The sequence below is a fragment of the Litorilituus lipolyticus genome (assembly GCF_006439335.1).
Lineage (GTDB): Bacteria > Pseudomonadota > Gammaproteobacteria > Enterobacterales > Alteromonadaceae > Colwellia > Colwellia lipolytica.
The window spans coordinates 116,302-129,651 of the sequence record NZ_SAWY01000009.1 but is presented as its reverse complement, the minus strand read 5'-3'; the positions used below and the strand labels follow the sequence as shown (position 1 = coordinate 129,651).

The following is a 13,350-nucleotide window of genomic DNA, read 5'->3' as shown; positions in this document are numbered from 1 at the left end:
CCTATCGTTGACAATGTAAAAGTAAATTAATCAGTATTCGTTCCATCACTAAATACCTTTGGGGTAAATAGTTTGCGCTGCTTAAAGTCTAAATTGGCCACCAAGCGCCACTGAAAAATTTGGTTAGCCAGCCTTGTTCATTAACATCAGCAAATGTTCCTGTTCCCGCGTATTGAATACGGGCATTAGCAACTTTCGTTGATTGAATAGTATTATTTGAATTTATATCTTTTGAACGAATAACGCCCGTTAAGCGAATATATTCATCACCGTTATTTAAAGTGATCCATTTTTCACCACGAATCATTAAGTTACCATTAGGTAATACCCGTAAAACATGCACTGAAATATTCCCACTTAAGCTATTACCTTGATCCGCTTTTGAATCACCTTTAAAGGCAGAGTCTTGCTCTAAACCAAACTGTAATGCTTTACCATTGACAGTTACAGGATTGCCACCTAAACCGCTCACTGCACCAAGTTCAAACTCATTCTCTTTTTTAAGCTCCGTTTTAGCATTCTTTTTAGCTTGAGTATTTTCACTTAAAATCACTGAAATAATATCGCCAACACGATGTGCTTTTGAGTCAGAGTAAATATTATTGACGTAGTGTTGATTAAATAACGAACCACTGGGCACAATAGCTTCTTCTTCAGCTTCTGGCATAATTGGCGCAAAATCTGGGTCATCTGGCAACGCTTTACTTAGCTCAATAGTGTTACTACAACCTGAGACTAATACGATAAAGATACTGGCTATACAAATTTTATTCATAGATTTCATTCTCATACCCTCACCTATATCAACGGTTATAACTGTTGATTAATGTAGCTAAGCATTTGATCAACCGCCGAAATAACTTTTGAGTTCATTTCATAAACACGCTGACTTTCAATTAAATTCACTAGCTCTTCCGTAGTATTTACATTGGAAGTTTCTAAAGCGCCTTGCACTAACATACCGTAGCCTTCAAGCCCAGGAACGCCCTCTTGTGGCGCGCCACTAACTGCCGTTTCTGTGAACAAGTTTTGTCCGATTGGCTCTAAACCTGTTGGGTTAACAAAATTAACTAGGTTAATTTGTCCAACAACGGCTGGGTCTGCTTGACCTTGTAAAGTCACTGACACTTCACCATCTTGTGAAACAATAATACTCAGTGCATCTTCTGGAATCGTCACTTGTGGTTGAATTAAATAACCAGCACCTGGAGTCACCATATTACCTTCTTCATCCATGGTAAATTGACCATTACGACTATAAGCCGAGCTTCCATCAGGCATTAAAATTTCAAAAAAACCTTCACCTTGAATCATTAAATCAAGAGCATTGTCGGTGGTGATCATATCACCTTGGGTGTGAATTTTTTGTGTTGCCACTACCTTAGTACCCGCACCAAGCATTAAACCAGAAGGCGCCTCAGTATCTTGAGCGGTTCTCCCACCAGGTTGATTAATATTTTGGTAAAGCAAATCTTCAAATACTGCTCTACTCTTTTTAAATCCTACCGTACTGGCATTGGCTAAATTATTAGAAATTACCGCAATATCTTTGTTTTGCGCATCTAAGCCGGTTTTACTTATCCATAATGCTGGGTTCATAAATCACCTCTTTTGCTAATCATTGTTATCGAGACTCTCAAGTTAGAATGCTCTTAATAAAGCAGAAGCACTTGAGTCTATCTCTTCTGCGGTTTTCATCATTTTTAATTGCATTTCAAATTGACGTTGCAATGCAATCATTTCAGTCATTTCATTAATAGGGTTAACATTACTCGACTCTAATGTACCGCCGAGTACTTTAACGTTTATATCAGCAACTAAAGCTTGACCGTTTTTAGCTCTAAATAAACCATCATTACCCTTTTCAACAAGTCGAACGTCAGTATTAACTAACTTAATACGCCCTGCTTCTTCTTGAACATTACTAGGAGCACCTTCAGGTTGAACCATAATGGTTCCATCTCGACTTATTTGAATGTTATTCACTGGCAGTGGTAATTGTATGGGACCATTTTCGCCTAATACCATCTCGCCGGAATTTGTTTCTAAAGTACCTTGCTCAGTCACTCGCAAATGACCGCTGCGGGTATACGCTTCTTGACCGTTTCCAGCTTGCACTGCAATAAACCCATCACCTTCTATGGCAATATCAAGGGATCGACCTGTTGTTAACATAGAGCCCGAGTCAAAATTTTGGCTGGCTCTTTCAGTCATGGAAAAAACTCGTGTTGGTAAACCTTCACCGTAAGCTTGCATTGCTCTAGCTTGTGCAAGATCAGCTTTAAAGCCAGTAGTTTTAGCATTTGCTAAGTTATTGGCATTGATTGATAAAGCGTGCATATTTTGTTTCGCACCGCTCATAGCGATATAAAGCAACTTATCCATGATTAATTCCTGAAAACTCTTTAATGAACTATCTAATAAGTAATCTGCAAGTTAAGTGCCAGAAGTGCTATCACCTAAATTTTATAGGGCTTTGAAGGAAAGTAAGCTTTTGCTTGAAAGACATGTTGAACGGGAGAAACAAAAAAACCAATATCAAAATAAACGTCTTCGATATTGGCTTTTGGGTAAATATGATAACTTGCTAACGAAAATGATCCGCTAGCTTATGATGTTAACTATCTAATTTGTAAAATAGTTTGGTTTAACTGGTTATCAACTTCTAGCGCTCGTGAGTTGGCTTGGAAGTTACGCTGCGCTGAAATTAAATCAATTAACTCAGTAGTTAAATTAACGTTTGATTGTTCTAACGCTGAAGAGTTAATAGTACCAAAAGTACCTGAACCCGCTTCACCCGCTAAGGCTTCACCTGAAACAATACTTTCTTTCCAACCGGTATTACCAATTTGTGTTAGCCCTTGTTCATTGGCAAAGTTCACCATGGCAATTCTGGATAATGGCTGAGAGGTACCGTTACTGTATGTAGCGCGAACAAGACCATCTGTACCAATATCAATGCCGGTTAAGCGACCTACTGCTAAACCATCTTGGTTTAATGCCGTCACTTCAAAGTTTGAAGCGAACTGAGTTGGTTCGTTCGGGTTTGGTCCTGTTGGATCTAAATTAAAATCAATTTGTACTCTTTGTAATATATCAGCGCCGTTAGGTAGGTGATTAGTAAAGTCTTCTGTGATGATACCACCATCAGCTAAGGTTGGAATTTGCGAAATAAAATCCCCCGAAGCATTAAAAGTTAACCTAGCCCCACCAACTCCACCAGTTGGTTGAAGAGGCCCAGAAACATTACCACCAATAATTCCAGTAGCAGAAGGAGGAACTGTACTGTCGTCAACTAAATTAATAGGCTTACCATCCACGGCAGCGAATAACATCCACTCATTAGGGTTAGTGTTAGGGTCATCTTTTACAAAGAAATAAGTCATTACATGACTATCACCCAAAGAGTCAAATATTGTAACTGAGGTAGAATTATTAAAAGTAAGTGGATCATCAGGATCGAAATTACCTGGTGCTCCCGCAATATATGAATCACCCGCAGGTAAATTCATCCGTACATCCACTTCACTGGTTTTAGTCGGTGCGCCCGAGGCTGTTGGAATCCGAATAGGCTCGGCAGTACTTAAACTTACTGACGCAGATGAACCATCAGGGTTTACAGGAAAACCTAATAAATGACCTCCTTGTGAATTAACGACAAAGTTATCAGCATTTAATTTAAACTGCCCAGCTCGAGTATATGAAGTTTCAAGTGAACCAAGCTCTGGTACTGTAGCAAAAAAACCATTTCCAGTTACCGCTAAATCAAGAGCATTATTGGTAAATTGAATGCTACCTTGAGAAAACTGTTGAGCAACATCAGCGGTTAACACACCATCACCCACTTTAGTTTTGCCAGAGGCAAGTAATGATGCGGCATACACATCGACAAATTCAGCACGAGATTCTTTAAACCCTACCGTATTGACGTTTGCAATATTATTTGATGTCACATCTAAATCTTTTTGCGCTGCGTTTAAACCGCTTAATGCTATGTTAAATGACATAATCTAACCCTCTTTAAATATTCTGTTCTATGCTGGCATGTGCCTAATAAATCAATTTATCTAACAATAAATTAACCTGAAAAATGCTTAAGTTTCCGATACTTCAACGACATCGGCTAATGCCATAGCACTGCCTCCATTTAAGTTGAGCATGATGTTACCGCCAGCGCCTGCTAAGGTCACACTATCTACTTTACGATAAGTCATCGCTTCTAACTCTGAAGCTTTACCCTCAACTAAACCTACAACTCTAAAACGATAGGCTCCTGCTTGTGCTGCTTCACCATTAGATGTTTGGCCATTCCAAGTAAAGCCAAACTCACCTTTATCAACACTACCAACAGGGACTGTCTGAATAACTTCACCTGCGGTATTTTCGACATAAATAACCACATTACTCGCTGGCTTATCTGTCACTAACTTGCCTTTGACGTTTTCACCTTCATTCATACCAAAAACATTATCTTTTACCAATACACTTCGACCAACTAACGATGATGCTTGTAATGCTTGACTTGATGTCATCGAGCTAGCAAATGAGTCAAATTGATCATTGAGTTTTTGCACACCATCGGTTGTAGAGAATGCAGTCATTTGTGAAATCATCTCATTATTATCAACCGGCTTTGTTGGATCTTGATTCGCTAGTTCTTTCGTTAACAAAGCAAAGAAGTCTGCTTGCGTCAGCATGCCTCTATCTTGCTCAGCAACTTTGTAGTCATCTTTTTGCCAACGCATAGCTTCTAGTGGGTTGCCACCTTTAACTGTTTCCATTTTGCACTCCTAAAAGATTTAAGCCAGTCATTAACGTTGACCTAAAGTTAATGTTTTATTGAGCATATTCTTTGCTGATTCAGCTAGCTGAACATTGGTTTGGTATGAGCGAGATGCCGATATCATATTTGTCATTTCTTCAATAACATTGACATTTGGCTTATAGATATAGCCGTCTTTATCTGCCATTGGGTGACTTGGTGAGTACTCCACATTAAGCGGCTTATCACTTTCGACAATACCTAACACTTTAACACCTGTAGCACTTTGTTGACCGGCGGCAGCTTCTTGCATTGCAGCGGCAAATACTGGATGGCGAGCTCGGTAAGTTTCTCCTGCACTACTACTAACACTGTCTGCATTAGCAATATTACTTGCTGTGGTATTTAAACGCGTTGATTGTGCGCTCATACCACTACCACTGATATTAAATACGTTAAATAAGCTCATGATTACTGACCTCCACTTATGACTTTCTTATAGGCTTTTATCTTGCCATTAAGAAACTGCACGCTAGCTTGATACTCTAATGAATTTTCTAGATACAAGTTTCGTTCCATTTGTACATCAACTGTATTTCCGTCACCTGTATCTGGTTGATCTGGTACACGATATTTTAGGAAATCCTCTGAACCTGTTCGTATATCAAAATGTTTCTCGTTGGTTTTGTAGATGGTACCTTGCTGCTGTCTTGAGGCTTGAGCTAGCGCTTCTTTAAAGTCCATACCTTGGGCTTTATATCCAGGGGTATCTGCATTCGCGATGTTGCTGGCAATCACTTCTGCTCTTTGTGTTCGCAGAACCATACCTTGAGCATGCATTTGAAAACCTTTATCAAATCCTACTGCCATAGCAGCCTCACTTACCTTAAACGGTTAACATTTAACTATGAGTAAGAGATATTCAATAATTATGCCAATTGACGCGTCAAAAAATACTTCTGTGTTTGTTTTAGAAATTAGGAAGGAAAAATATAGGAGGCAAAACAACAAAGCCTTACCAAGTAAACTTGTAAGGCTGGTAATGAAACTAATTTTTTTGGTAAACAATCCCCGGGTTACACCGGAGCATATCAAAGTCTTGGTTTATTCCTGATAATGACTCAGAAGCTCCTAAAAATAAATAGCCTTCATTATTTAGCACACCATGAATTTGGCTAATAATTTGCGCTTTAATTTCTGGAGCAAAATAAATCAACACATTACGACAGAAGACAATATCAAAACGCCCCATCAAACTATAACTGTTTAACAGATTAAGCGGTCTAAAGTTAACCATTGACTTAACGTTTTGTTTAACTCTTAACATGCCATTATCGCCTTGTTCAAAAAACTGACGTTTACGTTCTGCTGAAAGCCCTCGAGCGAGTGCTAAACTATCATAATGACCATATTTACAATGCTCAAGCATCGTTGTTGATATATCTGTACCAATCACTTGCACTCCGCGAGGAAATGCGCCGGGATTAGCTTGTTGATATTCTAGCACTGACATTGCTATTGAATACGGTTCTTGACCTGAAGAGCTTGCTGCAGACCAAATTTTGACAGGAGTTTTTCTGTTGGCGAAATCAGGGAGTAATCTTGATTTCAACAATTTAAAAGGATAATCATCACGAAACCATAGCGTTTCATTCGTTGTCATAGCATCTATAACAGCGGCACGCAATTGCCGCTCCACAGGAGACAAGGTTTTTGAGACTAACTCTCCCAGTGAAGCAATTTCAAATTTTACCATCAATGGAGCTAAACGACTTTTGACTAAGTACTGCTTATTTTCACCGAGCACAATGCCGCACTGTTGCTCGAGAAATGTTCTAAATTCGTGATAGCTTTTTTCGTCTAGTTGTCTTGCTGACACTCGATATTTCCTGTTAACTCAACTTAATATGAAAAGGTTAAACTTAAAGATGTTAATCATCTAGTTTAAGCCATTTTTTCACTGCCGTAGCAAGTTCATCGGGATGGAATTTGGGAATAAAATCTTCTGCCCCAACTTTTTCAACCATCGCATTATTAAACACCCCACTAAGCGAGGTATGCAAAATTATTGGCATTTTAGCCATGCGATCATTACCTTTTACTTCTGCTGTTAGGGTGTAACCATCCATCTCTGGCATTTCTATATCAGAAATCATCAAAGCGACTTTTTCGGTGATACTATTTTGACAGGTTTGTTCAATTTCTAACAATTGATTAAGTGCATCTTGACCATTTTTGGCCAAAACCATTTTTATACCAAGAGGCTCCAAAGCGCGCTTAACTTGATTACGAGCAACAGTCGAATCATCAGCAATCATCACCAGTTTTTCACCAAGATCTTCGCCAACACTCGAATCAGCAACATCTTCACTTAATTCAGTTGAAACAGGGTTAATTTCATTTAAGATTTTTTCAACATCAAGAATTGATATCATTTCATTATCAATTTCTGTTACTGCGGTTAAATAACTCGACTTACCAGCTCCCTCTGGCGGCGGCATTATATCTTTCCAACTTAAAGTAACAATGCGTTCAACACCTGCCACTAAAAAACCTTGAACACTACGGTTATATTCAGCAATGATAATAAAGCTGTCATCAGTTTGAACAATTGGCGGCCCACCTGTCGCTTTACTTAAATCAATTACTGAAATAGTTTGCCCGCGAATATGAGCGACACCTTTTATGTATGAATCTTGCTTGGGTAGTGAAGTTAACGGTGGACATTGTAATACCTCTCTCACTTTAAAAACGTTAATTCCAAAGCGTGGCCTTCCAACCAATTTAAAAAGTAATAACTCCAGTCTATTTTCACCAACTAATTGGGTACGTTGGTTTACTGAATCTAAAATGCCTGCCATAAAAACCTCATTTGTATACGTGCTTTATAGTATTCTTATTCGCCCAAAACACATAAGGGCACATTTCTTGAAAGTAACATGAATATGCGTCTGTTAATTGACACAAAACAAAATATGCTGACTTAACCTAAGCATAGACGACAATTTGTATTTACCTATATATAGACAACAAAATATATGCAATATAATCAAGTAATTTTATCATTTTCTTTGTTATTGCTCGCTTTCTCGACACAAAGCTATGCTTTAGAGTTTAAAAGAGAAGAGATAGAGCAATTAATTAAAAGCCACGTAGAAAAAAACTATGTACCAGAATCAGAAGGAAAAATGACGGTTTCGGTGGCAAAGCTTGATCCTAGAATTACTATAAAACCTTGTCAAATGCCTCTACAAGCAAATATACCTGAAAAAAGTACAGGTAGAAATGTAAATGTGAAAATAAGTTGTGATGATTCAACACCATGGAAGATGTATTTATCCGCAAAGGTCACTATGACCTACCCTGTTCTTGTGGCAAAACAAACCATAGAAAAAGGTAACAGACTAAGTAATGAAAATATCGAGTTGCGATATTTACCTGAAAATAAAATTAGAGGCGAAAAGCTTACAGATTTTCACTCTATAAAAGGTGCAAAAGTAAAAAGACGAATAGCTAAAGGAAAAGCAATCAACAACAAAAACCTGTGCATAGTATGTAAAGGTGACAGGGTGACAATAATTGCTGAATCAAATAGCTTCAGCATTAAGACTCAAGGTATAGCACTAAATTCTGGCAATATTGGTGAACAAATTCGTGTTGAAAATTCACGTTCAGGTAAGGTTATAACTCCACAAGTTATTGCTATTAAACAAGTTGTTATTAATCTATAATTTTATTAAAGTATTTTAGTTAGATGCCGATATATAATTATTAGGATAAATCTACAATATAAGTTAATTGTCGCGGGACATAATTATGGCTATAAATATCAATAACTTAAACAATGTAACTCAGGTTCAGCAAAATCAAAAAGCCCAAGTTAAACAGCAGGCTTCTGAATCAGCAAATACTCAAAGCCAAGTTAGAACAGTAGGTAAAGATTCAGTTTCAATTACGCCACAAGCGAAGCAACTGAACGAGTTACAGAAAAAATCATCTGAAGGCCCTGGAATTGACCAAAAGAAAATAGATGAATTGAAAAAAGCAATAAGTTCAGGTGAATATAAAGTTGATCCTGAGAAGCTTGCGGCAAGTATAGCTGACTTCGAGTTTAAATTATTATAATCGAACTTAGCGAGCATCCTTTTATAAGCTATATCGCTTCTACATGAATCTGCTTTAAAAACAGTAAAGAAACAATCTAAGTTTAAATTGTTTCTTTACTCTATCAGCAATTGTTTTTATGGTATGACTATATACCGTCTATTGATAAATTAAGGCTACTTTATGTCACAAGGATTATCTCCCGAGCAACTACTCGCGCAACAACTGCAACAATTACAAACCTTAGAAAAACTCATAGAGACTGAAAAACAAGTACTTCAACAGCACGATCCTGAAGCTTTGTTATCAATTAGCCAAGACAAAAACCAACAACTGCTAGCTATTGAAGCCCTTGATAAACAAATTAGCTTAGATCAACAGTTTGCAAAAGATAAAGCGGCTGGATTATTAGAAGATAAGCTTAATGAAATAACCAATCTGTTAGCCCACTGCCAACAACAAAACCTTGTTAACGGCCAAATAATTCAGCAGTCTCAACTTGCGGTTGAACGAATGAAGACAAGCTTATTGGAAAATCATACTAAAAATACTATAACGTATGATAATAAAGGAAAGAAAAGTGGTGGATTATCAAGTATTGGAATAAAAGCATAAGAGAATAAATCAGCAAAGGTAAGGTTTTTAACCTTACCTAATCGTTCAGTTTATTTAGTGAACTACAACTTAAAAATAAGTCACTTCCTTAATTTCTTTTCTATTTAAACTTGCCTGATAAATAGAATACACATCTTCAAAATTAAGCTGTAACTCAGTGGTATATGTATCACCGACAGGATAACTTTTTACCACTTTAGCCGCTCTTATAATACCACTTACAGACGCTGACAATCGGTCATCATTGACTAACAAGTCAGCCATAGTAACGTTACCACTCACTTGCTGCCCATATACTTGTTCAGCTAACTCGGCATATGCAGCAAGTTTAGATGCTTTGATTGCCATTAACATTCGTTGTGTTTCATGTGTGGATTTTTGCAAACTGATAGGCGCATAACCTACTCCATGTAACACTGGAAAATGTTCAGGTTTAACGGTTTCCCATTCCACATGCTTGTCATATAAACTCGAGCAAGCCGATAAGAATAAAATTGCCATGAGCATAATTGTGACTTTATAGCATTTATTAAACATTACCTTTACCACCACTTGATAATTAACACATTAGGGTTATTAGTTTTGAATGCTGACAGCGCGTTGATCTTCAATCAGCATACTATTTGTTCTAATTAACAGGCCATCTTTCATTTTCACGTTTTCATCAGGATTAAGTTCATCCCCCAAAACCCAATTGGGAATAAATGACTGTGCTGTAGCAACAACAACTTTCGATTGAATGCCAATCATACGGGCATTAATTAATATGCCACTTTCTTGCTCAACCATAGTACCAGCGACAACATAGTCAATAATCTGACGTTCAGGTAGTTCCTTCCAATCACGACTAAAAACATAATCACCTTCTTTGGTGACTCGAATATGCCCTGTGGTTTTATAATCAATAACCACCAAGCCATGGCGCTGCAACTCATGGACGAAACTTTCAGCTAATTGATTACCTAACCAATTAGTACTCTCAAGAGAAGATAATTCAACAAATGATGTGACAGCAACTGGCGTTTTGGCATTGACAAAACTGCTACTTTCAAGCATTTGATAAGCAAGCCCTTTTACAACATCATTTATCGCATGTTTAGGCAAGTTATAACTATCAATTTCACCTCTATCTACCTTAGTAGATTGATAAAAACCATCATCATACGTTGACTCGCAAGATAGCAAAGCAGGTAACAATAATGGTATAAGCCATTTCTTCATGGTGTTCCCCTTAAAAGCCAATTTATTTCTAGCTTAATAACATAAATTAGGTAGCTTGAGTTGGCTAACACTAAATATTTCTTAAAAATACAATGCAGTTTTCACGCCAAGCTAACAAGCAATGATAATAAAACATATAATTAATTTCGTTATTTTGAATTAGGCATAGTATATGCATATTTCCCATAATGATGTTTCTATCTAGCTATCGAAGAAACTAACGATTAATTTAAGCAATAGTCATGAGATTTATCATAATGAATTACTGTAGAAAAACACTGTTATTAATTATAGGCTTATTGCTTTGTGTAAGCCCCTATAGTGCACACGCCCAATGGTACGAAACTCAAGGACACGCTCGATTAGATAAAAACACCGTTGAAATTGCTCGTACTAAAGCCATGGAAAATGCGTTAAAAAAAGCCTTACTAATTGCTGGTGCAAGTGTTTCAAGCGTTCAACAAGTTATCAACGGACTATTAACGCAAGATCAATTAAATATTAGAGCTACAGGTAGTGTAAATTCTATAGAACTGGTCGATGAAACATACAACGGTGATTTACTCACCGTGACAATTCGTGCTGATATCTTTCCTCAAGAGCGAAAGTGCTTTGCCGTAAACTTTAAAAAATCTCTGTTAATCACTAAAAGTAATATAATGCATAGGCAGCAAGCAAATATTGGCAAAATATACTCTATAGATAAAGCCGTCCCACAGCAGCTTAGTAAACAACTTAGTGAACACTCAGCTTACACCACACACTCCAGTATTCTTAATAATAAAACACAGTTTTCTCGATTAAATAACAGTTTAGCCAACGACAAAATAGCAGAGTTATCAAAAACTCTCGCTCATTCTTCAAATAGCCAATATATTTTGTTTAGTGAAATTCATGATATTTCATTCGAGCAAGAAGCCACTAATAACTGGCAATTTTGGCAGCAGGGAATATATCCAAGAAATTTCGTAATGAACTTCTATTTATATAACGGCATAAATGGAGAATTAATGTGGCAAAATGAATACCAAAGTTCAGCACCATGGGAATTTACTAAACGCCTTACCATAGACCCTTTTAGTATTAAATTTTGGCAAAGTAAATACGGTACTATGATCAGTAGCCTACTTGAAAAAGTAGTAAAAAATATTGATGAAAATATTATGTGTGAACCAAGTCGCGGAAACATTATTCAACTAACGGGAAATCAAATCACTTTTGATTTAGGTAGACAACACGGAGTAAAAATTGGTGATGAGTTCACCGTTTTACAACGACACAGTTTCAGCAGTAATGACGGTAAAAACTATACTGGCTTTAACGCCAGCCCATATAAAGTAAAAGTCACTCAATTGACTCGAAATACCGCCGTTGCACAAACACCTGATGGCGATCTATTTGGCAATATACAGGTAGATGATTTAGTGGTTAGGTATTAGCTTACAAGGTAAAAATCTCTTTTTAAATAATTAATATTCAGATAGAATTTAATTATGTCCTCATAGTTTAACTGGATAAAACTGCGGCCTCCTAAGCCGCTGCTCCAGGTTCGAGTCCTGGTGGGGACGCCACCAATCACGATTGGTAACCCTTAATAAAATCTCATTTCTCTACAATATTTTACTATAAAATTGAAAGAGTTGAGCGTTAATATTTACAAAATTTTAACCCCCTTCATACTTGATTCACCTTAAGAGAGTTTGATCTCAATATGAAGAAACTATGACCTTTTTATGGCTCTCTAAAAGGTATTCAACATATCCATATATTTCAAATGAAAACAAAGCTAAATCCATTAAATAAAATTTAATTCCTTATCCCTGTTATCAATTCACTTATTATGTATCGAAATAATTCAACTGCAATCACTACCTTAACCAATAACATTTTGAAAAATAGACTTTTAACATTAAATGTCATTCAATATACTACATTTTGAATTTTAAGTTTATTGTCAATTTAAACTAGGCAAAAAATACGCTAATGAAACAATAGAACTACCACATAATTATGTATCACTATGCTTGATTAAATAAATTGCTTGCTTGGGTTCTATTATTGACGTTAAGTTTTGAAAAAATAGCACTTACATGGTTTTTTACTGTTTTTTCTGCAATATTGAGTTCACGTGCTATTTGCTTATTAGTATGTCCAGATGACATAAGGTTTAGTACTTTAAATTGAGAAAGAGTCAACAACCTAAGCCTATTATCATCATTTCTATTATCAACAGTTTGTGAGGACGGATACCTATATTCCCCATTTAAGATTTGATCAATTTTTGCTACGAGCTCATTAACATTTGTCGATTTTGAAAAAAACTCTGACGCACCGTGTTCTAGGCACCGAATTCGAACGTCAATAGTATCGTGAGCACTTAAAATAACAATTGGTAACTCTGGAAAGCGTTGTCGAATATATAAAAGACCTATTTCACTATTCGCTCCTGGCATTTTTAAATCCATTAACAAAACGTCTAAATCTTCCCCATCAGTTTCTAATTGAGAAAATAAATCTAAATAGTTGCTAGCTGTTTGAACAAGAGTAAATGTGAGGTTTTTAATAATGGCTGAAGATAATCCTTCTAGGAAAAGAGGATGATCATCCGCAATAATAATACGACTTTCTTGCATTTTATTTCCAAGCCT

Annotated in this window: 16 protein-coding genes and 1 tRNA gene; 5 read left to right on the top strand and 12 right to left on the bottom strand. The window is 36.6% G+C overall.

From position 1 onward, the window contains the following. Positions 1 to 88: 88 nt before the first annotated feature. From flgH to EPA86_RS05430, 9 genes are all read right to left on the bottom strand, one after another. A complete protein-coding gene (gene flgH / locus EPA86_RS05470) occupies positions 89 to 784 on the bottom strand; it encodes a flagellar basal body L-ring protein FlgH (protein ID WP_140602497.1) in 696 nt (231 codons plus the stop codon). Positions 785 to 810: 26 nt separating this feature from the next. Beyond that, entirely contained in the window at positions 811 to 1,599 is a 789-nt protein-coding gene (flgG, locus tag EPA86_RS05465; RefSeq protein ID WP_140602411.1) for a flagellar basal-body rod protein FlgG, read from the bottom strand. 42 nt (positions 1,600 to 1,641) lie between these two features. Further along, positions 1,642 to 2,385: a flagellar basal-body rod protein FlgF gene (flgF, locus tag EPA86_RS05460; RefSeq protein ID WP_140602410.1), complete on the bottom strand. Its 744-nt coding sequence runs from the start codon at positions 2,383 to 2,385 to the stop codon at positions 1,642 to 1,644. Positions 2,386 to 2,621: 236 nt separating this feature from the next. Further along, positions 2,622 to 4,007 (bottom strand): flagellar hook protein FlgE, encoded by a 1,386-nt coding sequence (gene flgE, locus EPA86_RS05455; RefSeq protein ID WP_140602409.1) that lies wholly within the window; start codon positions 4,005 to 4,007, stop codon positions 2,622 to 2,624. Positions 4,008 to 4,094: 87 nt separating this feature from the next. Next, positions 4,095 to 4,781: a flagellar hook assembly protein FlgD gene (locus EPA86_RS05450; protein ID WP_140602408.1), complete on the bottom strand. Its 687-nt coding sequence runs from the start codon at positions 4,779 to 4,781 to the stop codon at positions 4,095 to 4,097. Between the two features lie 30 nt (positions 4,782 to 4,811). Beyond that, complete coding sequence (gene flgC, locus EPA86_RS05445) at positions 4,812 to 5,231, bottom strand: flagellar basal body rod protein FlgC (protein WP_140602407.1); 420 nt, start codon at positions 5,229 to 5,231, stop codon at positions 4,812 to 4,814. Positions 5,232 to 5,233: 2 nt separating this feature from the next. Next, positions 5,234 to 5,632 (bottom strand): flagellar basal body rod protein FlgB, encoded by a 399-nt coding sequence (gene flgB, locus EPA86_RS05440; protein WP_140602406.1) that lies wholly within the window; start codon positions 5,630 to 5,632, stop codon positions 5,234 to 5,236. A 178-nt stretch (positions 5,633 to 5,810) separates the two neighbouring features. Beyond that, positions 5,811 to 6,641 carry a CheR family methyltransferase gene (locus EPA86_RS05435; RefSeq protein ID WP_140602405.1) on the bottom strand — a complete coding sequence of 277 codons (831 nt, stop codon included), beginning with the start codon at positions 6,639 to 6,641 and terminating at the stop codon, positions 5,811 to 5,813. A gap of 52 nt (positions 6,642 to 6,693) precedes the next feature. Then, positions 6,694 to 7,623: a chemotaxis protein gene (locus EPA86_RS05430; RefSeq protein WP_140602404.1), complete on the bottom strand. Its 930-nt coding sequence runs from the start codon at positions 7,621 to 7,623 to the stop codon at positions 6,694 to 6,696. A gap of 177 nt (positions 7,624 to 7,800) precedes the next feature. Here EPA86_RS05430 and flgA point away from each other — a divergent pair, with 177 nt between their 5' ends. From flgA to flgN, 3 genes are all read left to right on the top strand, one after another. Then, positions 7,801 to 8,493: a flagellar basal body P-ring formation chaperone FlgA gene (gene flgA / locus EPA86_RS05425; RefSeq protein ID WP_140602403.1), complete on the top strand. Its 693-nt coding sequence runs from the start codon at positions 7,801 to 7,803 to the stop codon at positions 8,491 to 8,493. Between the two features lie 85 nt (positions 8,494 to 8,578). Further along, positions 8,579 to 8,887 carry a flagellar biosynthesis anti-sigma factor FlgM gene (gene flgM, locus EPA86_RS05420; RefSeq protein ID WP_140602402.1) on the top strand — a complete coding sequence of 103 codons (309 nt, stop codon included), beginning with the start codon at positions 8,579 to 8,581 and terminating at the stop codon, positions 8,885 to 8,887. A gap of 162 nt (positions 8,888 to 9,049) precedes the next feature. Continuing rightward, on the top strand, positions 9,050 to 9,481 hold the full coding sequence (gene flgN, locus EPA86_RS05415) for a flagellar export chaperone FlgN (RefSeq protein ID WP_140602401.1): 432 nt from the start codon (positions 9,050 to 9,052) through the stop codon (positions 9,479 to 9,481). Between the two features lie 69 nt (positions 9,482 to 9,550). Here flgN and EPA86_RS05410 read toward each other — a convergent pair whose 3' ends face one another. Together EPA86_RS05410 and EPA86_RS05405 are read right to left on the bottom strand one after the other, a co-directional pair. Continuing rightward, on the bottom strand, positions 9,551 to 10,018 hold the full coding sequence (locus EPA86_RS05410) for an LPP20 family lipoprotein (protein WP_140602400.1): 468 nt from the start codon (positions 10,016 to 10,018) through the stop codon (positions 9,551 to 9,553). A gap of 39 nt (positions 10,019 to 10,057) precedes the next feature. After that, entirely contained in the window at positions 10,058 to 10,702 is a 645-nt protein-coding gene (locus tag EPA86_RS05405; RefSeq protein WP_140602399.1) for a FlgO family outer membrane protein, read from the bottom strand. 242 nt (positions 10,703 to 10,944) lie between these two features. Here EPA86_RS05405 and EPA86_RS05400 point away from each other — a divergent pair, with 242 nt between their 5' ends. After that, entirely contained in the window at positions 10,945 to 12,141 is a 1,197-nt protein-coding gene (locus EPA86_RS05400; protein ID WP_246058274.1) for a flagellar assembly protein T N-terminal domain-containing protein, read from the top strand. A 56-nt stretch (positions 12,142 to 12,197) separates the two neighbouring features. Next, positions 12,198 to 12,273, top strand: a tRNA-Arg gene (locus EPA86_RS05395). 447 nt (positions 12,274 to 12,720) lie between these two features. Here EPA86_RS05395 and EPA86_RS05390 read toward each other — a convergent pair. After that, complete coding sequence (locus EPA86_RS05390; protein WP_140602398.1) at positions 12,721 to 13,335, bottom strand: response regulator transcription factor; 615 nt, start codon at positions 13,333 to 13,335, stop codon at positions 12,721 to 12,723. Positions 13,336 to 13,350: the final 15 nt, after the last annotated feature.

Excerpts from the sequence above, each read along its gene's own strand:
- EPA86_RS05410 (WP_140602400.1), bottom strand. The coding sequence starts at position 10,018 with ATGTTTAATAAATGCTATAAAGTCACAATTATGCTCATGGCAATTTTA.
- flgM (WP_140602402.1), top strand. The coding sequence starts at position 8,579 with ATGGCTATAAATATCAATAACTTAAACAATGTAACTCAGGTTCAGCAA.
- EPA86_RS05400 (WP_246058274.1), top strand. The coding sequence starts at position 10,945 with ATGAGATTTATCATAATGAATTACTGTAGAAAAACACTGTTATTAATT.
- flgG (WP_140602411.1), bottom strand. The coding sequence starts at position 1,599 with ATGAACCCAGCATTATGGATAAGTAAAACCGGCTTAGATGCGCAAAAC.
- flgA (WP_140602403.1), top strand. The coding sequence starts at position 7,801 with ATGCAATATAATCAAGTAATTTTATCATTTTCTTTGTTATTGCTCGCT.
- flgH (WP_140602497.1), bottom strand. The coding sequence starts at position 784 with ATGAAATCTATGAATAAAATTTGTATAGCCAGTATCTTTATCGTATTA.
- flgN (WP_140602401.1), top strand. The coding sequence starts at position 9,050 with ATGTCACAAGGATTATCTCCCGAGCAACTACTCGCGCAACAACTGCAA.
- EPA86_RS05430 (WP_140602404.1), bottom strand. The coding sequence starts at position 7,623 with ATGGCAGGCATTTTAGATTCAGTAAACCAACGTACCCAATTAGTTGGT.
- EPA86_RS05390 (WP_140602398.1), bottom strand. The coding sequence starts at position 13,335 with ATGCAAGAAAGTCGTATTATTATTGCGGATGATCATCCTCTTTTCCTA.
- flgF (WP_140602410.1), bottom strand. The coding sequence starts at position 2,385 with ATGGATAAGTTGCTTTATATCGCTATGAGCGGTGCGAAACAAAATATG.
- flgC (WP_140602407.1), bottom strand. The coding sequence starts at position 5,231 with ATGAGCTTATTTAACGTATTTAATATCAGTGGTAGTGGTATGAGCGCA.
- EPA86_RS05405 (WP_140602399.1), bottom strand. The coding sequence starts at position 10,702 with ATGAAGAAATGGCTTATACCATTATTGTTACCTGCTTTGCTATCTTGC.
- flgE (WP_140602409.1), bottom strand. The coding sequence starts at position 4,007 with ATGTCATTTAACATAGCATTAAGCGGTTTAAACGCAGCGCAAAAAGAT.
- flgB (WP_140602406.1), bottom strand. The coding sequence starts at position 5,632 with ATGGCAGTAGGATTTGATAAAGGTTTTCAAATGCATGCTCAAGGTATG.
- EPA86_RS05450 (WP_140602408.1), bottom strand. The coding sequence starts at position 4,781 with ATGGAAACAGTTAAAGGTGGCAACCCACTAGAAGCTATGCGTTGGCAA.